The organism is Streptomyces sp. NTD91, from assembly GCF_059510455.1.
The window spans coordinates 104,994-123,606 of sequence record NZ_JCAJZW010000020.1 but is presented as its reverse complement, the minus strand read 5'-3'; the positions used below and the strand labels follow the sequence as shown (position 1 = coordinate 123,606).

Here is an 18,613-nt window from a genome sequence, read left to right as displayed (position 1 = left end):
CCCTCTCCCGCTCAGTAGGCCGGCATCGTGCGCGGGCCGAGGTCGTCGCGGGCCGGCGGCGGTGCCAGCCGTAGCGTGGCGCCGAGGACGCTGACGCCGTGCGGGGCGACGACGACCGGCTCCAGGGTGACGGCGACCACCTCCGGGTGATCGTCGACCAGCCGGGACACCCGTAGCAGCAGCTCCTCCAGTGCCGGGGTGTCGACGGGCGTGGAGCCGCGCCAGCCGAACAGCAGCGGTGCCGTACGGATCGAGCGCACCAGCGAGGTCGCCTCCCGGTCGGTGACCGGCACGAGCCGGTGCGCCATGTCACCGAGGAGCTGGGAGGCGGCTCCGGCGAGCCCGAAGGACAGCACGGCCCCGGCCGCCGGATCGATCACGGCCCGTACGACGGTGTCGACACCGCGCGGCGCCATGCCCTGCACCACCGGCCGCAGCTCCTCCGGCTTCCCGAACAGCTCGGTCAACTCGGCGTACGCCCGGCGCAGTTGCTCCTCGTCCGCGAGGTCGAGGCGTACGCCGCCGAGGTCGGCGCGGTGCCTGAGATGCGGGGCGGTGGCCTTGAGTGCCACCGGGTAGCCGAGGGTGCGGGCGGCTTCGGCTGCGGCGTCGGGGGTGGGCGCGGGCAGGGCGCGCCGCACCGGGATGCCGTACCTGCCGAGCAGTTCGCAGGTCTCCGCGTCGGAGATCGTGAGCCCTTCACCCCGCATGAGCAGCTCGTCGATCAGTCGCGCTGCGCCCTTCTCGTCGATGTCCTCGTACTCGGGCACCTTCCCGGGGTCCAGGGCCTCCCGCCGCCACTGCCCGTACCTGACGGCCTCGGCAAGGGCCCGCACGGCGCGTTCGGCGGCCGGGTAGGCGGGGATGAGATGGGTGCCCTCCGGGGGTGGTCCCGCGGCGGGCAGTCGTTCCGCGGGGCGAAAGGACAGGCCCTCGCCGCCGGGCGCCTTCTCAGCGGCCTGCGGTGCCGTACTGGCCGCAGCCGACAACGCTTCCGCAAGTCCCCCCAGCTCCACGTGCACCACCAGCACCGGCTTTCCCGGCACTGCCGCCGCGGCCGACCGCAGCGCCTCGGCCAGCTCCGCGTCCCTGGGCGACGCCTCCCCGATGGCGGGGATCGCCGTGACGACGACGGCGTCGTTCGTGTCGTCCGCCAAGGCCCGTGCCAGCGCGCCGTGGAAGTCCTCCGCCGTCGCCCCGGTCGTCAGGTCCAGCGGACGCGACGGCCGCAGTCCCTCCGCCAGACACCGGTCGTACGTCAGCACGCCCAGCGACTCGGAGTTGCCGAGGATCGCCACCCGGGGCCCGGCCGGCAGCGGCTGCCGGGCGAGCAGCAGGCCCGTGTCGACCAGTTCGGTGATCGTGTCGACCCGGATCACTCCGGCCTGACGCAGCAGCGCGGAGACGGTGGCGTGCGGCAGCCGGGTGGCGCGCACCGCGTGTCCCTGCGGCGCGGAGCCGACCCCCTGCACCACGACCAGTGGTTTCACCGCCGCCGTCCGCCGCGCGAGGCGGGTGAACTTGCGCGGGTTGCCGATGGACTCCAGGTACATGAGGGCGACGTCGGTCTCCGGGTCGTCGTACCAGTACTGGAGGACGTCGTTGCCGGAGACGTCCGCGCGGTTGCCCGCGGACACGAAGGTGGACACACCGGTGACCCCGGTGACCCCTCCGCCGCGCCGGTGCAGCCGGGACAGCAGGGCGATGCCGATGGCACCGGACTGGGCGAACATCCCGATGCGGCCGGGGCGCGGCATCTCCGGGGCGAGGGAGGCGTTCAGCCGCACGTCCGGCGCGGTGTTGATGATCCCGAAGGCGTTGGGCCCGATGATCCGCATGCCGTACGCGCGCGCCTGCCGCACGAGCGCCCGTTGCCGCTCGCGCCCGTCGGACCCGCTCTCGGCGTATCCCGCGGAGAGCACGACGAGCCCCTGCACTCCGTGTACTCCGCACTCCGCGACCACGGCGGGCACGTGCTCGGCGGGTACGGCGACCACGGCGAGGTCCACGTGCTCGCCGATGTCGCGCACGCACCGGTACGCCGGCACCCCGTCGACCTCGGCGACGTTCTCCGGGAAGGCCTTGTTCACGGCGTACAGCCGGCCGCCGTAGCCGGCGTCCCTGAGGTTGCCGAGCACGCTGCGGCCGACCCCGCCTGCGGCGCGGCCGACGCCGACGACCGCCACGGAGCCGGGCCTGAGCAGCCGCCGCACCGAACGGGCCTCGGCGCGTTGCTCACGCGCGCGTTGCACCGCGAGGGAGCGGTCGGTGGGCTCGAGGTCGAACTCCAGGCGGACCACGCCGTCCTCGAAGCTGCGCTTCTGGGTGTAGCCGGCGTCCGTGAACACCTTGATCATCTTGGTGTTGGCGGGCAGCACCTCCGCGGTGAAGCGGCGGATGCCGCGCTCGCGGGCGACCGCGGCGATGTGTTCCAGCAGGGCGGAGGCGACCCCGCGGCCCTGATGGGCGTCCTGCACCAGGAAGGCGACCTCGGCCTCGTCGGCGGGTGCGGACGCCGGCGCACCGTCGGCGCCGATGCGGTCATAGCGTACGGTGGCGATGAACTCGCCGCCGATGGTGGCCGCGAGTCCCACCCGGTCCACAAAGTCGTGGTGCGTGAAGCGGTGGACGTCCTTGGCGGAGAGCCTGGGGTACGGCGCGAAGAAGCGGTAGTACTTCGACTCGTCCGAGACCTGCTCGTAGAAGCTGACCAGGCGGTCGGCGTCATCAACGGTGATGGGCCTGATGCGTGCGGTGCCACCGTCGCGCAGCACCACGTCCGCCTCCCAGTGAGCGGGGTACTGGTGCCGGTCCTTCCGGTCCGCCGAGGTCTGCATGGGCCCCAGAGTACGGCTCGCGTCCGACAACGGCGCAGGGCAGTCTGTGGAGGACGACACGTCGGACCGAGGCCGCGGTCCGACGGTGCCCCGGGAAGGACGCGGGTCCGATCCGGGCATGCTTCACGATGTGGGAAACTGGTCTAGACAACCCTGAAGACTGAAGGGCAGCAACACATGGCTGAGCGCCGCGTCAACGTCGGCTGGGCCGAGGGCCTCCACGCCCGCCCCGCCTCCATCTTCGTCCGAGCCGCCACGGCCGCAGGCGTCCCGGTGACGATCGCCAAGGCTGACGGCACCCCCGTCAACGCGGCCTCCATGCTGGCTGTCCTGGGTCTGGGCGCCCAGGGCGGCGAGGAGATCGTCCTGGCCTCCGACGCCGAGGGTGCGGACGCCGCCCTGGACCGTCTGGCCAAGCTGGTCTCCGAGGGCCTCGAGGAACTGCCCGAGACGGTCTGAAGTCCAGCGCGCCGATGACCGAAGCCGCGTCGCCCTTTCCGGGGCGGCGCGGCTCCGCCCTTTTCTGGGCACATTGCGCACACACCTGAATTCGCGCAGCGGAAATACACCACCACCGAATTACTCTTCTTTGTATACGGCGTCCGTGTTAATGCCGGAGGCCCGACATGTTTACGGCGTGTTGCGAAGTCCTCACACGCTCCGCGGCCCGGGGAAAACGCAGCCGGTGCGCGGCCGTCGTGCGCTCGGTGTGCAGCGCCGTGAGCGCCCGCGCGCGTTCGCCGTCGCCGCGCGCCACCGCGTCGACGATGGCGCCGTGCTCCGCCCAGGCGTCCACGGGGCTGGCCGGCGCCTCCACCGCGTACATCCAGGCGATCTTGTGCCGCAACTGGGTGAGCATCGCGGTCAGCGAGGGGCTGCCGCAGGCCTGGGCGAGCGTCTCGTGGAACCAGCCGCCCAGCGAGCGCAGATCCTCGCTGTTGCCCCTCCTCGCCCGCTCCTGCCCCAGCCTGACCAGGCCGCGCAGCACCTTCAGATGGGCGTCGCTGCGCCGCTGGGCGGCCCGGGCGGCCCCGAGCGGCTCCAGGAGCATCCGCATCTCCAGCAGGTCGACGGCCTCCTGCTCGGTCGGCTCGGCCACGCACGCGCCCGCATGCCGGCGCGTCACGACGAAGCCCTCGGCCTCCAGAGTGCGCAGGGCCTCCCGGACCGGGACACGCGAGACGCCGTAGCGGCGGGCCAGGACTTCCTCGGTGAGGCGGCCGCCGCGCTCGTGCACACCGGCGATGATGTCGTCCCGGATCGCCGTGCACACCGAGTGCGCCGGAATACGCATGCCCGACCTCCGCCTTAATCCCCGTGAAACGCCGACGATGGACGCCCGTTCCGTGACTCTATTCCAATGAGCCGGAATTTCCGACGGCGGGCCGGAAGCAATGGATATTTTTTGGTCAGCGGACCGGGGCGGAGCCGGTGGGAAAACGGCGAAAGCCCCGGCCGGTGGGCCGGGGCCGCGTCCGCCGTCGCCGGGGCGTCAGACGTTCACGCCGTGCTTGCGGAGGTAGGCGACGGGGTCGACGTCGGAGCCGTAGTCGGGCGTCGTACGGGCCTCGAAGTGCAGGTGCGGGCCCGTGGTGTTGCCGGTCGCGCCGGACAGGCCGATCTGCTGGCCGGGGACGACCCGCTGGCCGACCGAGACGCCGATGGACGACAGATGGCCGTACTGGGTGTACATTCCGTCGGCCATCCTGATCACGATCTGGTTGCCGTACGCGCCGCCCCAGCCGGTGGAGACGACGGTGCCGGAGCCGACCGCGTGGACGGGCGTGCCGCCTGCCGCGTGGAAGTCGATGCCGGTGTGCGAGCCGGACGACCACAGGGAACTGCTGGCCTTGTAGCCGGTGGAGACGTAGGAGTCCGCGATCGGGGCGACGAAGGTGTTCAGCAGGCGCCTGCGCTCGGCCTCGCGCGCCGCGCGCTCCCGGGCCTGCCGTTCCTGCTTCGCCTTCCTGACCGCGGCCTCCTCGGCCGCCCTCTGCTCGGCGGCCCGCTTCTGCGCGGCGGCCTGCGCGTCGATGTGCTCGGCCACGTCGTCGCTGACGGTGAGGACCGGGGTGAGGCCGGTCTGCTCCACGGTGTTCTCGGCGGCGAGCGCCGGGGAGGCGGCGAGGGCGCCGAGGACACCGGTGGTGGTGAGGGCCGCGATACCGGCCGCCTGAGCGGAGGTGCGCTTGACCCGGCCGGGCTTGCGGTGCTTCCCGGTGGCGCACGTGAACGCCATGGAGTGGCTTGTCCTTTCCTTCCCTCTCGCCTACCGGGTTAGCTGACGGGTTCGGAGCAGGAAGGTCTCCTACGGGCCCCACACCGTTCGCGCGGGCGCCCGATTCACCCCAGGGACGTGGGTCCCCGGCTCCCCTGGCTCGCGCCGTACGGGGACTCGGCGATGCTGTCCGGTGCCGCGGGTACGCGCACTGCCGACGAACAGCCCGCACGACGCTACGGAAACCCGCTTCCGAATCCCAAACGAAGCGGGGCCTTTGTTGCGCATCCCACAGGGCAGACACGCAACCTCCGCCTCAAATCGGGCATCTGAGGAAGGGAGTGGAACAGCCCGGGGCTCCGACGGTCCGCGGACCGTCGGAGCCCCGGGCGCGCATGGCGGCTACTCGGCCGCCACGACGGTCACTTCGCCGATGCCGAGCGCCTCCACCGGTGCCTTGATCCGGGAGGCGTCACCGACCAGCACCGTCACCAGGCGGTCCACCGGGAAGGCGTTCACGACGGCGGCCGTGGCCTCCACCGTGCCCGTGGCCGCGAGCCGCTGATACAGCGTCGCCTGGAAGTCGTCGGGCAGGTGCTGCTCGACCTGGTCGGCCAGCGTGCTCGCCACGGCCGCCGCGGTCTCGTACTTCAGCGGCGCCACCCCGACCAGGTTCTGCACCGCCACGTCCCGCTCGGCGTCGGTCAGGCCCTCCGCCGCGAGGGTGCGCAGCACCTTCCACAGGTCGTCCAGCGCGGGACCGGTGTTGGGGGTGTCCACGGAGCCGCTGATGGCGAGCATCGACGCACCCGTCCCGTCCGGCGCGGACCTGAGGACCTGCCCGAAGGCGCGCACCCCGTAGGTGTAGCCCTTCTCCTCACGCAGGACGCGGTCCAGTCGGGAGGTGAGGGTGCCGCCGAGGCAGTACGTGCCGAGCACCTGGGCGGGCCACACGCGGTCGTGCCGGTCGGGTCCGATCCGGCCGATGAGCAGCTGCGTCTGGACGGCGCCGGGCCGGTCCACGATGACCACGCGCCCGGTGTCGTCGGCGGTCACCGGCGGCACGGGCCGCGGCTCGCCCGAGGTGCCGGTCCAGGCGCCCAGGGTGTCGGCGAGCAGCGCGTCCAGGTCGACGCCGGTGAGGTCGCCGACCACGACCGCGGTGCCCGTGGCGGGACGTACGTGCCGGTCGTAGAAGGCGCGCACGGCAGCGGCGTCGATCTTCTCGACCGTCTCCTCGGTGCCCTGGCGGGGGCGCGACATGCGCGCGGCCGCCGGGAACAGCTCCTTGGAGAGCTCCTTGGCGGCGCGGCGCGAGGGGTTGGCCAGCTCGTGCGGGATCTCGTCCAGGCGGTTGCGGACCAGCCGCTCGACCTCGCTCTCGGCGAAGGCGGGCGCCCGCAGGGCGTCGGCGAGCAGGTCGAGGCCCTTGGCAAGGCGGGAGGCCGGGACCTCCAGGCTGAGCCGGACGCCGGGGTGGTCCGCGTGCGCGTCCAGGGTGGCGCCCGCGCGCTCCAACTCGGCGGCGAACTCCTCCGCGGAGTGCTTGTCGGTGCCCTCGGAGAAGGCCCGCGCCATGATCGTGGCGACACCGTCCAGACCGGCCGGCTCGGCGTCCAGCGGCGCGTCCAGCAGCACCTCGACGGCGACGACCTGCTGGCCGGGGCGGTGGCAGCGCAGCACGGTCAGGCCGCTGTCCAGAGCCGAGCGCTCGGGGGCCGGGAACGCCCACGGCCTGGCCTCGCCGGGCTGCGGCTGGGGGTGGAAGTCCATGGTGGCGAGCTCGGTCACTTGGCCGTCTCCTCGTTCTCGTTACCGGCCTCTACGGTCGCTTCCTGCTCCGGGTCCTCGGGGACGTCGGCGTCCGGGGCCTCCTGGGGGGCCTTCGGCTCGTACACCAGCACCGCGCGGTTGTCGGAGCGCAGGCGCGCCTTGGCGATCTCCTGGACCTCCTCGGGGGTCACCTCGAGGACGCGCTTGACGGCAGTGAGGGCGAGCTGCGGGTCGCCGAACAGGACGGCGTACCGGCACAGTTCGTCGGCGCGGCCGGCGACCGTGCCGAGCCGGTCCAGCCACTCGCGCTCCAACTGGGCCTGGGCGCGCTCCATTTCCTCGGGCGTGGGGCCCTCCTCGGCGAACCGGGCCAGTTCCTCGTCGATGGCGGCCTCGATGACCGGTACCTCGACGTCCCCGGAGGTCTTCACGTCCAGCCAGCCCATGGAGGGCGCGCCGGCCAGGCGCAGCAGGCCGAAGCCGGCCGTGACGGCCGTACGGTCGCGGCGGACCAGCCGGTTGTAGAGGCGGGAGGACTCGCCACCGCCGAGGACGGTCAGGGCGAGGTCGGCGGCGTCGCACGCGCGTGTGCCGTCGTGCGGGAGGCGGTAGGCGGCCATCAGGGCGCGCGCCGGGACCTCCTCGACGACGACCTCGCGCTTCTGCTCGCCGATGACCTCCGGCAGGGAACCGTCGCGGGGGGCGGGCTTGCCGTCGTGGGAGGGGATCGACCCGAAGTACTTCTCGATCCAGGCGAGGGTCTGCTCGGGGTCGATGTCGCCGACCACGGAGAGCACCGCGTTGTTCGGCGCGTAGTAGGTGCGGAAGAACCGGCGGGCGTCCTCCAGGGTGGCCGCGTCCAGGTCCGCCATGGAGCCGATCGGCGTGTGGTGGTAGGGGTGGCCCGCCGGGTACGACAGGGCGGTCAGCTTCTCGAAGGCGGTGCCGTAGGGCACGTTGTCGTAGCGCTGGCGGCGCTCGTTCTTGACCACGTCCCGCTGGTTCTCCATGGACTCGTCGTCCAGGGCGGCCAGCAGGGAGCCCATCCGGTCGGCCTCCAGCCAGAGGGCCAGCTCCAGCTGGTGGGCGGGCATGGTCTCGAAGTAGTTGGTGCGCTCGAAGCTGGTGGTGCCGTTGAGCGAGCCGCCGGCCCCCTGCACGAGCTCGAAGTGGCCGTTGCCCTTGACCTGCGCCGAGCCCTGGAACATCAGGTGCTCGAAGAGGTGAGCCAGGCCGGTGCGTCCCTTGACCTCGTGGCGTGAGCCGACGTCGTACCAGAGGCAGACCGCCGCCACCGGGGTCAGGTGGTCCTCGGAGAGCACCACGCGCAGACCGTTGGCCAGGCGGTGCTCGGTCGCTGTCAGGCCCCCGGAGCCTGCCTCGGCTGTGGTCGTGTGACCCATGGGCATGTGCGTCCCTTCGCGAGCGGAGGCGGTTGTCAAAACCGCGGTTTTCCTGCCGTTCCTGCCACTGTATGCACAGCGTGCGGGAGCTCGGCGGCGTTCCGGCGGGACGTACGCCCTCAGCGGATCCCGTAGCCTGCTGCGGACCCGCCCCGAAGCCCGCCGGAGGCCGGCCGGGACGGGTCGTGGCACGGGTTGTCAGTGCCTCGGTCCACAATGGTCCGCGTCAGAACCGTCAATCCTTTGAGCAAGGAGCCGGCAGCGATGGCCCGCCGCAGTACGAAGACCCCGCCGCCCGACGACTCGTACGAGGAGAAGATCCTCGACATCGACGTCGTGGACGAGATGCGTGGCTCCTACCTCGAGTACGCGTACTCGGTCATCTACTCACGCGCCCTGCCCGACGCCCGTGACGGCCTCAAGCCGGTGCACCGCCGGATCGTGTACCAGATGAACGAGATGGGCCTGCGTCCCGAACGCGGCTATGTGAAGTGCGCGCGTGTCGTCGGCGAGGTCATGGGCAAGCTGCACCCGCACGGAGACGCGTCGATCTACGACGCCCTGGTGCGCATGGCCCAGCCGTTCTCCATGCGCGTGCCGCTCGTCGACGGCCACGGCAACTTCGGCTCGCTGGGCAACGACGACCCGCCGGCCGCCATGCGGTACACCGAGTGCCGGATGGCCGAGGCGACGAGCCTGATGACCGAGTCGATCGACGAGGACACGGTCGACTTCGCCCCGAACTACGACGGCCAGGAGCAGGAGCCGGTGGCGCTGCCCGCCGCCTTCCCGAACCTGCTGGTCAACGGCTCCTCGGGCATCGCGGTGGGCATGGCGACGAACATGCCTCCGCACAATCTGCGCGAGGTCGTCGCCGCCGCCCGCCACCTGGTCAAGTACCCGAACGCGGACCTGGACGCCCTGATGAAGCACGTCCCGGGCCCGGACCTGCCCACCGGCGGCCGGATCGTCGGCCTGGACGGCATCCGGGACGCGTACGCGACGGGCCGGGGCACCTTCAAGATGCGCGCGACCGTCTCGATCGAGACGGTGACCGCCCGCCGCAAGGGCCTGGTGATCACGGAACTGCCGTTCGCGGTCGGTCCGGAGAAGGTCATCGCGAAGATCAAGGACCTGGTCAACAGCAAGAAGGTCCAGGGCATCGCCGACGTCAAGGACCTCACCGACCGCGAGCACGGACTGCGCCTGGTCATCGAGATCAAGAACGGCTTCGTGCCGGAGGCGATCCTGGAGCAGCTGTACAAGCTGACCCCGATGGAGGAGTCCTTCGGCATCAACAACGTCGCCCTGGTGGACGGTCAGCCGCTCACCCTGGGCCTGAAGGAGCTGCTGGAGGTCTACCTCGACCACCGCTTCGACGTGGTCCGGCGCCGCAGCGAGTTCCGCCGCGGCAAGAGGCGGGACCGGCTGCACCTGGTCGAGGGCCTGCTGACCGCGCTGGTCGACATCGACGAGGTCATCCGGCTGATCCGGTCCAGCGAGAACTCCGCACAGGCCAAGGAGCGCCTGATGCAGCGGTTCTCACTGAGCGAGGTGCAGACGCAGTACATCCTCGACACGCCGCTGCGCCGGCTCACCAAGTACGACCGCATCGAGCTGGAGGCGGAGAAGGAAAGGCTCACCGCGGAGATCGCGGAGCTGACCCGGATCCTGGAGTCCGACACGGAGCTGCGCAAGCTGGTCTCGGCCGAACTGGCCGCCGTGGCGAAGAAGTTCGGCACCGACCGGCGTACGGTCCTGCTGGAGTCGGCGGGCGCCACGGCGGCCACGGTGCCGCTGCAGGTCGCCGACGACCCCTGCCGGGTGCTGCTGTCCTCGACGGGTCTGCTGGCCCGTTCGGCGACCGCCGAGCCGTCCCCGCAGGAGGCGGGCGCCAAGCGGGTCAAGCACGACGTGATCGTCTCGGCGGTCCCGGCGACCGCGCGCGGCGAGATCGGCGCGGTGACCTCGACGGGCCGGCTGCTGCGGATCAGCGTGGTCGACCTGCCGCAGCTGCCGGAGACGGTGACGGCGCCGAACCTCTCCGGAGGGGCGCCGCTGGCCGAGTTCGTCTCCCTGGAGGACGACGAGACGGTGGTCTGCCTGACCACGCTGGACGAGTCGTCACCGGGTCTCGCGCTGGGCACCGAGCAGGGTGTCGTCAAGCGTGTGGTGCCCGACTACCCGTCCAACAAGGACGAGTTGGAGGTCATCACGCTCAAGGAGGGTGACCGAATCGTCGGCGCGGTGGAGCTGCGCACCGGCGAGGAGGACCTGGTGTTCATCACCGACGACGCGCAGTTGCTGCGCTTCCAGGCGTCCGTCGTGCGCCCGCAGGGCCGCCCGGCCGGCGGTATGGCGGGTATCAAGCTCGCCGAGGGCGCCAAGGTCATCTCCTTCACGGCCGTCGACCCGGCGGCGGACGCGGTGGTGTGCACGGTCGCGGGCTCGCGCGGCACGCTGGACGACTCGGTGCAGACGACGGCCAAGCTGACCCCGTTCGACCAGTACCCGCGCAAGGGCCGGGCCACGGGCGGGGTGCGCTGCCAGCGGTTCCTGAAGGGCGAGGACTGCCTGGCGCTGGCCTGGGCGGGCCCGGCTCCCGCGCGCGCGGCCCAGAAGAACGGAACCCCGGCGGACCTTCCGGAGCCGGACCCGCGCCGGGACGGCTCGGGCACGTCGCTGCCGAAGACGGTGGCCGTCGTCGCGGGACCGGTGCTCTAGCCGGCCTCGGCACCGGGATCCTCCTCGGTGCCCTGGACGTGGCGCAGGACGCCCCACATGCCGTGCTCGTCGGCGTGTGGGGCGTCGTTCTCGCAGCCCTTGAGCTCCTGACCGAGGGCCTCGGTGTCGATGCCGGAGCCGATCAGCACCAGTTGGGTGCGGCGGGCGTCGTCCGCGGCCCAGGGCTGCGGGTAGAAGCGCAGGAACCGGCCGACGGCGTGCACGGCGTACCGGTTGCGGGTGTCGTACGGCCCGAAGCCGACGTGTCCCTTGATCCGGTACAGCCCCTCGGGCCGGCTGTCCAGGAACCGCATGAGCCGGCGCGGCTCCATCGGTACGTCGGACACGAAGGACAGGCTGTCGTAGCCGGTGTGCAGGTGGCCGGCGCGCTCGTCCGTGCCGTGGTCGTGCAGGTCGTCGAAGGAGAGCTGCCCCGTCCGCTCCTCGCTCGGCCTGCAGTCGAAGAGGAACTCCGGGTCGATCCGGCCGTAGCTGGCGGGGACCACGGCGCCGCGGGAGGTGAGGGAGCGCACCAGGCCGAGCACCCGGTCGGCGTCGTCGGCCCGGTCGAGCTTGTTGACCACGACCAGGTCGGCGAGGGCCAGATGCCGGTCGAGCTCGGGGTGCCGGGCCCGGGTGTCGTCGAACTCGGCGGCGTCCACGACCTCGACGAGTCCGCCGTAGACCACTCGCGGGTTCTCGCCGGCCAGCACCATCCGTACGAGTTCCTGCGGCTCGGCGAGCCCGCTGGCCTCGATGACGATCACGTCGATTCCGGTGGCCGGGTCGGCGAGCCTGTCCAGGTAGCCGTCGAGTTCGCTCGTGTCGACCGCGCAGCACAGACAGCCGTTGCCGAGCGAGACGGTCGAGTCGCCGAGGGCACCCGCGACCGCCATCGCGTCGATCTCGATGGCGCCGAAGTCGTTGACGATCGCCCCGATACGGCTGCCTCTGCTGCGGTGCAGGAGGTGGTTGAGGAGCGTGGTCTTCCCGGATCCCAGGAATCCCGCGAGCACGACGACGGGGATCTGCGGACCGCTGCTGTTCCCCAACGGGTGTCCTCTCTGTGTGTGGAACGGCTGCCGGTCCAGGATAAGAGGGGCTACTGGGGCTGTTGTGTCGGCCGACGGCGGCACCGGTGGAGTGGTGTGGTCAGCCGGCGGCCGGCACCGCGACCGGCGGCGTCGGCCCCACGTACCGCGCCGCCGGGCGGATGATCTTGGAGTCGCCCGCCTGTTCCAGGATGTTGGCGCTCCAGCCCACCACCCGCGCAGCGGCGAAGGTGGGGGTGAACATCTCCCGGGGCAGGCCGCAGAGTTCCATGACCACGCCGGCGTAGAACTCGACGTTGGTGTGCAGTTCCCGGCCGGGCTTCAGCTCGGCGAGGATCGCCTCGACCCGCCGCTCGACCTCCACCGCGAACTCCACCCGCGGACCGCCGAAGCTCTGGGCGATCTCCCGCAGCATCCGCGAACGCGGGTCCTCTGTGCGGTAGACGGCGTGCCCGAAGCCCATGATCCGCTCACCGGCGAGCACGCGCTCACGGATCCAGGGGTCGATCCGCTCCGGCGTGCCCATGGCGTCCAGGGTGTCCAGCGCGCGGCTGGGCGCGCCTCCGTGCAGCGGGCCGGACAGGGCTCCCACCGCTCCGGTCAGGCAGGCGGCGACATCGGCGCCGGTGGAGGCGATGACGCGGGCGGTGAAGGTTGATGCATTGAATCCATGATCAATGGTTGAGATCAGGTATTGCTCGACCGCACGCGCGCGCCGCGGCTCGGGCTCCTCACCCGTGAGCATGTACAGGTAGTTGGCCGCGTAGGGGAGATCGTCGCGCGGCTGGACCGGGTGGAGGCCCTGCCCCAGTCGGTACAGCGCGGTGAGCAGCGTGGGCACGGCCGCGCAGACGGCCACGGTGTCGGCGCGGCGCCGGTCGGCGCCGGTGTCGTGCACCGGTCGCAGCCCCCGGGCCGAGCCGAGCAGGGACAGGGCCGTGCGCAGCCCGGAGAGCGGGCCGGAGACACGGCTCGCCGCGGTGATCGCGGGCAGCGCCGCCGCGACCTCCTCGGGCAGCCGCCGCAGCGCCGCGGTCTCGGCGGCGAAGGCGGCGCGACGCTCGGGGTCCGGGAGCGTGCCGTGGACCAGGAGATGCCATACGTCCTCGAATCCGCGGGTCTGCGCGAGTTCGACGGCCGAGTACTGGCGGTAGTGGTAGAAGCCCTCGCGCCCACGGACGTCGCCGATCTCGGTCTCGGCGACGACGACGCCGGCGAGACCGCGCGGTGCGTCGATGAGTGGGGCTGCGGTCGTGTTGATGGCCATGATTCTCCTCACTGGACTTGATCCGACTGTCCATGATTGACGAATTTCTTGTCAATATTGATTTGATCAATGTGTTCGGATCAATGTGTGCAGAGGCGGCTACGGTGACCCCCATGCGCGATCACGAACCCGCTCCCGGCCGCCCCGGGCGCAGGCTGACCACCAAGGAGACCGCCGAACTGCTCGGCGTGAAGCCGGAGACGGTGTACGCGTACGTGAGCCGGGGCCTGCTCAGCAGCAGGCGCGAGCCCGGCGGGCGTGCCAGCACCTTCGAGGCGAAGGAAGTGGAGGCCCTGGCCAGCCGACACCGCCGCGAGGCGGCCAGCACCCCGGGCTCCGGCGGCGACCTCTCCGTGCGGACCCGCATCACGCTGATCGAGCAGGACCGGTACTACTTCCGCGGCGTGGACGCCGTCGAGCTGGCTCGCCGTCACTCCTACGAAGAGGTCGCGGAGTGGCTGTGGACGGGCCGGCTCACCCCGGGCGTCACCTTCTCCGCACCCGGCCCCACCGTCGAGGTCGCGCGCCGCGCGGTGAACGCCCTGTCCGAGCACGCCTCCCCCACCGACCGGCTGCGTGTGGCGGCGGTCGCCGCTGCGGCCGAGGACCCGCTGCGCTTCGACCTGTCGGAGGATGCGGTGCTGAACACCGCGCGGACCCTGATCCCCACGCTCGTCGCCGCACTGCCCCCGGTCGTGTACGCCCCCGAGGACGACGGCCCGCTCGCCCGCCGGCTGTGGAACCGGTTGACCGGCCGCTCCGCCGACGAGGCCTCCCTGCGCGTCCTCGACACGGCGCTCGCCCTGCTCGCCGACCATGACCTGGCCGCCTCCACGCTTGCGGTCCGGGTCGCCGCCTCGGCCCGCGCGCATGCCTACGCCGCCGTCTCGGCCGGCCTCGGCGTCCTGGAGGGCCCGCTGCACGGCGCCGCGAGCGGCAGCGCCCATCGCATCCTGCTCGACGTGCTCGACCAGGGCACGGCGGTCCCGGTGATCGCCGAGGAACTGCGCGCGGGACGCCGCGTCCCCGGGCTGGGCCACCGGCTGTACGCCGGCGAGGATCCCCGCGCGCGTGTGCTGTTCGGACTGCTGGAGCACGTCCCGCGTGCGGAGTCCGCCCTGCTCGCCGCCCGGGACATCGTCGCCACGACCGCCCGGCACACCCCGCTGCACGCCAACGTCGACCTGGCCCTGGCGGTGTTCACCGCGTCCAGCGGGATGCCCGCGACGGCCGGCGAGACGATCTTCGCCATCGCCCGGACGGCCGGCTGGATCGCCCACGCCCTGGAGGAGTACGGCGAACGGCCGCTGCGCATGCGCCCGGTGGGCCAGTACGTCGGCACCCGGCCTCCGCAGCCGCTCCCCGAGGAGATCGGCCCGGGAGACCTTCCGGACTAGGTGTTCTGCCCATGGCTGTCGGTGACAGCGATCACTGACGTGTGATCTCGAAATGGGTGAGGGCCTACTGGCTCGGTGTGGATTGCGACATCTGCACCGGCGACCGGAAAGGCCCTCATGCCGCACCGTAACGCACCGCTGACCGAGACCGGACGCCTGCGCCTGGCCCGCTGTCTCGTGGACGGCGACTGGCCGCTGCGGCGGGCCGCGGAACGCGTCCAGGTCTCCGTGAGCACCGCCAAGCGGTGGGCCGACCGCTACCACGGCCCTGTCCGACCGTTCGCGTCGTCGCCCGAAGGGCGGCCGCGCGGCGCTCAGGTGCGTGCTCTGGGCGTGCCGGCCCCAGGCCCTCGTACCGCACGTACTCGGCTCCGGGGCCGGTGCGGCGAGAGGACGTGCATGGCGTCGCGCGGAAGACGGGAATGGTCAGACAGGCCCTGGGACACAATCGTGGCCGGAAGTCGCCTCGGGCGGAGTCAGGTTAGGCTCGCCTCTGTGAGTAGGTGCGCGATCGTCTCCCGGAGCCTCGACGAGCCTGTTTCCGGTACGGCGGCCATGGCGACGACGTGGCTGCTGCTGGAACAGCCCGGTCCGTGGGGTGCCAAGGCGCTCACTTCGAGCCACCTGGATCCCGCGCTGGGGCGGGCGCTGGAGGCGGCCACGCAGGGAACCGGCGTACGCATCGCGCTGATCCGCCGCCCCGGGCGCCACGCCGACTCCGGCCGGCCCGCCGTCCGGCACGTGTTCGCCGCCCACACCGTGCCCGGCCGCATATGGCTGCACAGCGCCACCACCCGCGACCCACGGCGGCTGCTCGGCCTGGACTTCACCGCCCTCGGAGCCGGCGACCACCGCTCCTTCGGCGAAGCGCTCGACGGTCGGCCGCACCGCGGCGAGCCGCTCGCTCTCGTGTGCACCAACGGTAAGCGGGACCGCTGCTGCGCCCTCCTGGGCCGCCCGCTCGCCACCGAACTGGCCGTCTCCGGGGTGCGCGGAGTCTGGGAGGTCACCCATCTGGGTGGCCATCGCTTTTCGCCGACCGTGCTCGTCCTGCCGTACGGCTACGCCTACGGCCGCGCCGAGGCGCACAGCGTCAAGGAGGCGCTGCACGGCGTCCAGGAGGGGCGCGTGGTGGTCCAGGGATGCCGCGGCTGCTCCGCCTGGGAAAGGCCCGGCCAGGCGGCCGAACTGGCCGTGCGATCCGCGGTGGACGAGTACCGGGTGGGTGTGCTGAGCGTCGTACGGACGCAAGCCGTACCGACGGAAGGAAAGGCCTCGCGCTGGGAGGTCACCGTCGGGCACACCGACGGCCGCCGCTGGCGGTTGACCGTGGCGCAGGGGGCGTCATTGCCGCCCCGCCCGGAGAGCTGCGGCGCCGCGGTACTCGGTACGCCGGCACGGATGGACGTGGTGTCCGTGCGCGAGCTGCGGCCGTCGGCGCCGTCGGCCTGAGCGGACGCCCCGTCAGGGCAGGGCGGTCCCGATCGCGCGGCGGCCACCGCATCTTTCAAGAACTGGTCAAGAGGTCCCCACCACACCCCCTGGGGCGAGCGCGCGCGTCCACGTACCGTCGTGCACATGAGCCCCACTTCCCGCGCACGCCGCCTGCGCCTCGGTCTGCCACGGCGGGTGTTCTCGCAGGTGCTGCTCATGCAGGTGGCGATCGCTGCGGGGGTCGCGGTGCTCGCGACCGGGCTGTTCCTGGCGCCACTGAGCAGACAACTGGACCAGGAGGCGGAGCGCCGCGCGCTGGCCGTCGCGCAGACGACGGCCCAGGTCCCGCAGATCGCCGAGGGCGTCCTGGCCACGCCGCCGACCGCGGACGGGCCGGTGCAGCAGGAGGCCGAGCGGATCCGGAGGGCCACGCAGGCGGAGTACGTCGTGGTGCTGGACCGGCGGGGCGTGCGCTGGTCGCACACCACCCTCTCGCAGATCGGCGGGCACGTCTCCACCGACCCCCGTGCGGCCCTCGCCGGCAAGGAGGTCATGGAGATCGACAGCGGCACCCTGGGCCGCTCGGCCCGCGGAAAGGTACCGCTGTACGACGCCCGCCACCGCATCATCGGCGCGGTCTCGGTGGGCATCGCCTACGACAGCGTGCGGGCGCGGCTGATCAGTGCGATACCGGGCCTGTTCGCGTACGCCGGCGGCGCTCTCGCGCTGGGCGCGCTGGCCGCCTGGCTGGTCTCGCGCCGGGTCCAGCGGCAGACCCGGGACCTGGCCTTCTCCGACATCTCGGCGCTGCTCGCGGAGCGCGAGGCGATGCTGCACGGCATCCGCGAGGGCGTGGTCGCCCTGGACCGCGGCGGCCGGGTGCGGCTGCTCAACGACGAGGCGCGGCGACTGCTCGGCATCGGCGACGAGGCCGTCGGGAAGACACCGGACGAGGCGCTCGGCGCGGGCCGTACCACGGACGTCCTGGCCGGCCGGGTGACCGGCACCGATCCGGTCACCGTGCGCGCCAGCGGGTGCTGGTCGCCAACCGCATGCCCACCGACGACGGCGCCGTGGCCACCTTGCGCGACCGCACCGAACTGGAGCGTCTGGGGCGCGAACTCGACTCCACACGCGGGCTGATCGACGCCCTGCGCGCCCAGGACCACGAGCACGCCAACCGCATGCACACCCTGCTCGGGCTGCTGGAACTGGAGATGTACGACGACGCCGTGGAGTTCGTCGGCGAGGTGGTCGGCGACCACCGGGTCACCGCCGAGCAGGTCACCGAGAAGATCCACGATCCCCTGCTGGCCGCGCTGCTGGTCGGCAAGGCGACCGTCGCGGCCGAGCGCGGTGTCGCGCTGTGGGTGTCGGAGCGCACCCGGCTGCCGGACCGGCTCATCGATCCGCGGGGCCTGGTCACGGCGGTGGGCAACCTGGTGGACAACGCTCTCGACGCGGTCGCCGGCACCCTGCACGCGCGCGTGGAGGTCGAGTTGCGCACCGAGGGGCGGACGGTCGTGCTCAGGGTGCGTGACACCGGTCCCGGGATTCCGGCAGACCAGCGGGAGTCGATCTTCACCGAGGGCTGGTCCACCAAGAAGCCGCCCGCGCACGGCAAGCGGGGCCTCGGGCTCTCGCTGGTCCGCCGGCTCGCCGAACGGCAGGGCGGAAGCGCGACGGTGGGCGCGGCGGAGGGTGGCGGCGCGGAGTTCACCGTGGTGCTGCCGGAGGCGCTGACCGAGCCGGCACCTCAGCCCGCGGGCCCCGACGAGTCCCTTCAGCACGCTGCCGTCACCGAGGAGGAGACCCGGTGATCGAGGTCCTGGTCGTGGACGACGACGCGCGTGTCGCCCGGGTCAACGCGGCGTACGTGCAGAAGGTGCCGGGCTTCCATGTGGCCGGCGAGGCGCACAGCGCTGCGGAGGCGCTGCGCCAGGTGGAGACGCTGCACCGGCTGGACCTGGTCCTCATGGACCACAACCTGCCCGACGACACCGGTCTCGCGGTCGTCCGTGAGATGCGCCGGCGGGGCCACCAGGCCGACGTGATCATGGTGACGGCGGCGCGGGACGTGTCGACCGTACAGGCCGCGATGCGGCAGGGGGCGCTGCAGTACCTGGTGAAGCCGTTCGCCTTTGCCGGCCTGCGCACCAAGCTGGAGGCGTACGCGCGGTTGCGGCGCACCCTGGACGGCGGCGGCGAGGCCGAACAGGCCGAGGTGGACCGCATCTTCGGCGCCCTGTCCGCCCCGTCGGAGTCCGGACCGCCCAAGGGGCACTCCCCCACGACCGCGGAGTTGGTGCGCCAGGCGCTGACGAGCGCCGAAGGACCGCTGTCCGCCCAGGAGATCGTCGAGCGGACGGGGCTCAGCCGGCAGACGGCCCAGCGGTATCTGAAGCTCCTGGAGCGCGCCGGACGGGCGCGGCTGACCCTCAAGTACGGCGACGCGGGCCGCCCGGAACACCGTTACGTGTGGGCGGCCCGCGTCTGAGCGCGTCTTAC

General features: G+C 72.3%; 12 protein-coding genes, 2 pseudogenes and 1 riboswitch. Of the genes and pseudogenes, 7 read left to right on the top strand and 7 right to left on the bottom strand.

From position 1 onward, the window contains the following. Positions 1–11: 11 nt before the first annotated feature. Positions 12–2,837 (bottom strand): bifunctional acetate--CoA ligase family protein/GNAT family N-acetyltransferase, encoded by a 2,826-nt coding sequence (locus AC5WRT_RS21460; RefSeq protein WP_496095023.1) that lies wholly within the window; start codon positions 2,835–2,837, stop codon positions 12–14. A 177-nt stretch (positions 2,838–3,014) separates the two neighbouring features. Here AC5WRT_RS21460 and AC5WRT_RS21455 point away from each other — a divergent pair, with 177 nt between their 5' ends. Continuing rightward, complete coding sequence (locus tag AC5WRT_RS21455) at positions 3,015–3,296, top strand: HPr family phosphocarrier protein (RefSeq protein WP_114255742.1); 282 nt, start codon at positions 3,015–3,017, stop codon at positions 3,294–3,296. Positions 3,297–3,444: 148 nt separating this feature from the next. Here AC5WRT_RS21455 and AC5WRT_RS21450 read toward each other — a convergent pair whose 3' ends face one another. The 4 genes from AC5WRT_RS21450 to AC5WRT_RS21435 all read right to left on the bottom strand — a co-directional run bounded on the left by AC5WRT_RS21450 (position 3,445) and on the right by AC5WRT_RS21435 (position 8,237). Beyond that, positions 3,445–4,131 (bottom strand): GntR family transcriptional regulator, encoded by a 687-nt coding sequence (locus AC5WRT_RS21450; protein WP_496095024.1) that lies wholly within the window; start codon positions 4,129–4,131, stop codon positions 3,445–3,447. A gap of 198 nt (positions 4,132–4,329) precedes the next feature. Continuing rightward, positions 4,330–5,076: a M23 family metallopeptidase gene (locus tag AC5WRT_RS21445; protein WP_496095025.1), complete on the bottom strand. Its 747-nt coding sequence runs from the start codon at positions 5,074–5,076 to the stop codon at positions 4,330–4,332. A 12-nt stretch (positions 5,077–5,088) separates the two neighbouring features. Further along, a riboswitch (cyclic di-AMP (ydaO/yuaA leader) is annotated at positions 5,089–5,248 on the bottom strand. A gap of 209 nt (positions 5,249–5,457) precedes the next feature. Then, positions 5,458–6,846: a M16 family metallopeptidase gene (locus AC5WRT_RS21440; RefSeq protein WP_496095026.1), complete on the bottom strand. Its 1,389-nt coding sequence runs from the start codon at positions 6,844–6,846 to the stop codon at positions 5,458–5,460. Continuing rightward, positions 6,843–8,237 carry a M16 family metallopeptidase gene (locus AC5WRT_RS21435; protein WP_496095027.1) on the bottom strand — a complete coding sequence of 465 codons (1,395 nt, stop codon included), beginning with the start codon at positions 8,235–8,237 and terminating at the stop codon, positions 6,843–6,845. The genes AC5WRT_RS21440 and AC5WRT_RS21435 overlap by 4 nt, the downstream gene beginning before the upstream one ends. Before the next feature lie 258 nt (positions 8,238–8,495). Between AC5WRT_RS21435 and AC5WRT_RS21430 the strand changes: the two genes are divergently transcribed. Continuing rightward, a complete protein-coding gene (locus AC5WRT_RS21430) occupies positions 8,496–10,955 on the top strand; it encodes a DNA gyrase/topoisomerase IV subunit A (RefSeq protein WP_496100506.1) in 2,460 nt (819 codons plus the stop codon). On the opposite strand, the gene AC5WRT_RS21425 is transcribed toward AC5WRT_RS21430, so the two are convergent. After that, on the bottom strand, positions 10,952–12,007 hold the full coding sequence (locus tag AC5WRT_RS21425; RefSeq protein ID WP_496095029.1) for a CobW family GTP-binding protein: 1,056 nt from the start codon (positions 12,005–12,007) through the stop codon (positions 10,952–10,954). The genes AC5WRT_RS21430 and AC5WRT_RS21425 overlap by 4 nt on opposite strands. Positions 12,008–12,107: 100 nt before the next feature. After that, positions 12,108–13,274: a citrate synthase/methylcitrate synthase gene (locus AC5WRT_RS21420; RefSeq protein ID WP_496095030.1), complete on the bottom strand. Its 1,167-nt coding sequence runs from the start codon at positions 13,272–13,274 to the stop codon at positions 12,108–12,110. A gap of 113 nt (positions 13,275–13,387) precedes the next feature. Between AC5WRT_RS21420 and AC5WRT_RS21415 the strand changes: the two genes are divergently transcribed. The 5 genes and pseudogenes from AC5WRT_RS21415 (at position 13,388) to AC5WRT_RS21395 (ending at position 18,602) form a co-directional block, all read left to right on the top strand. After that, entirely contained in the window at positions 13,388–14,671 is a 1,284-nt protein-coding gene (locus AC5WRT_RS21415) for a citrate/2-methylcitrate synthase (protein WP_496100505.1), read from the top strand. 117 nt (positions 14,672–14,788) lie between these two features. Beyond that, a pseudogene (locus AC5WRT_RS21410) lies at positions 14,789–14,932 on the top strand (helix-turn-helix domain-containing protein); the annotation flags it as partial. A gap of 234 nt (positions 14,933–15,166) precedes the next feature. Continuing rightward, on the top strand, positions 15,167–16,123 hold the full coding sequence (locus tag AC5WRT_RS21405; RefSeq protein WP_496095108.1) for a ferredoxin family protein: 957 nt from the start codon (positions 15,167–15,169) through the stop codon (positions 16,121–16,123). Positions 16,124–16,249: 126 nt separating this feature from the next. Continuing rightward, a pseudogene (locus AC5WRT_RS21400) lies at positions 16,250–17,925 on the top strand (ATP-binding protein). Beyond that, positions 17,922–18,602: a response regulator gene (locus AC5WRT_RS21395; RefSeq protein ID WP_496095033.1), complete on the top strand. Its 681-nt coding sequence runs from the start codon at positions 17,922–17,924 to the stop codon at positions 18,600–18,602. The pseudogene AC5WRT_RS21400 and the gene AC5WRT_RS21395 overlap by 4 nt, the downstream one beginning before the upstream one ends. The last annotated feature ends 11 nt before the right edge of the window (positions 18,603–18,613 follow it).

Excerpts from the sequence above, each read along its gene's own strand:
- AC5WRT_RS21460 (WP_496095023.1), bottom strand. The coding sequence starts at position 2,837 with ATGCAGACCTCGGCGGACCGGAAGGACCGGCACCAGTACCCCGCTCAC.
- AC5WRT_RS21455 (WP_114255742.1), top strand. The coding sequence starts at position 3,015 with ATGGCTGAGCGCCGCGTCAACGTCGGCTGGGCCGAGGGCCTCCACGCC.
- AC5WRT_RS21450 (WP_496095024.1), bottom strand. The coding sequence starts at position 4,131 with ATGCGTATTCCGGCGCACTCGGTGTGCACGGCGATCCGGGACGACATC.
- AC5WRT_RS21445 (WP_496095025.1), bottom strand. The coding sequence starts at position 5,076 with ATGGCGTTCACGTGCGCCACCGGGAAGCACCGCAAGCCCGGCCGGGTC.
- AC5WRT_RS21435 (WP_496095027.1), bottom strand. The coding sequence starts at position 8,237 with ATGCCCATGGGTCACACGACCACAGCCGAGGCAGGCTCCGGGGGCCTG.
- AC5WRT_RS21430 (WP_496100506.1), top strand. The coding sequence starts at position 8,496 with ATGGCCCGCCGCAGTACGAAGACCCCGCCGCCCGACGACTCGTACGAG.
- AC5WRT_RS21420 (WP_496095030.1), bottom strand. The coding sequence starts at position 13,274 with ATGGCCATCAACACGACCGCAGCCCCACTCATCGACGCACCGCGCGGT.
- AC5WRT_RS21415 (WP_496100505.1), top strand. The coding sequence starts at position 13,388 with ATGCGCGATCACGAACCCGCTCCCGGCCGCCCCGGGCGCAGGCTGACC.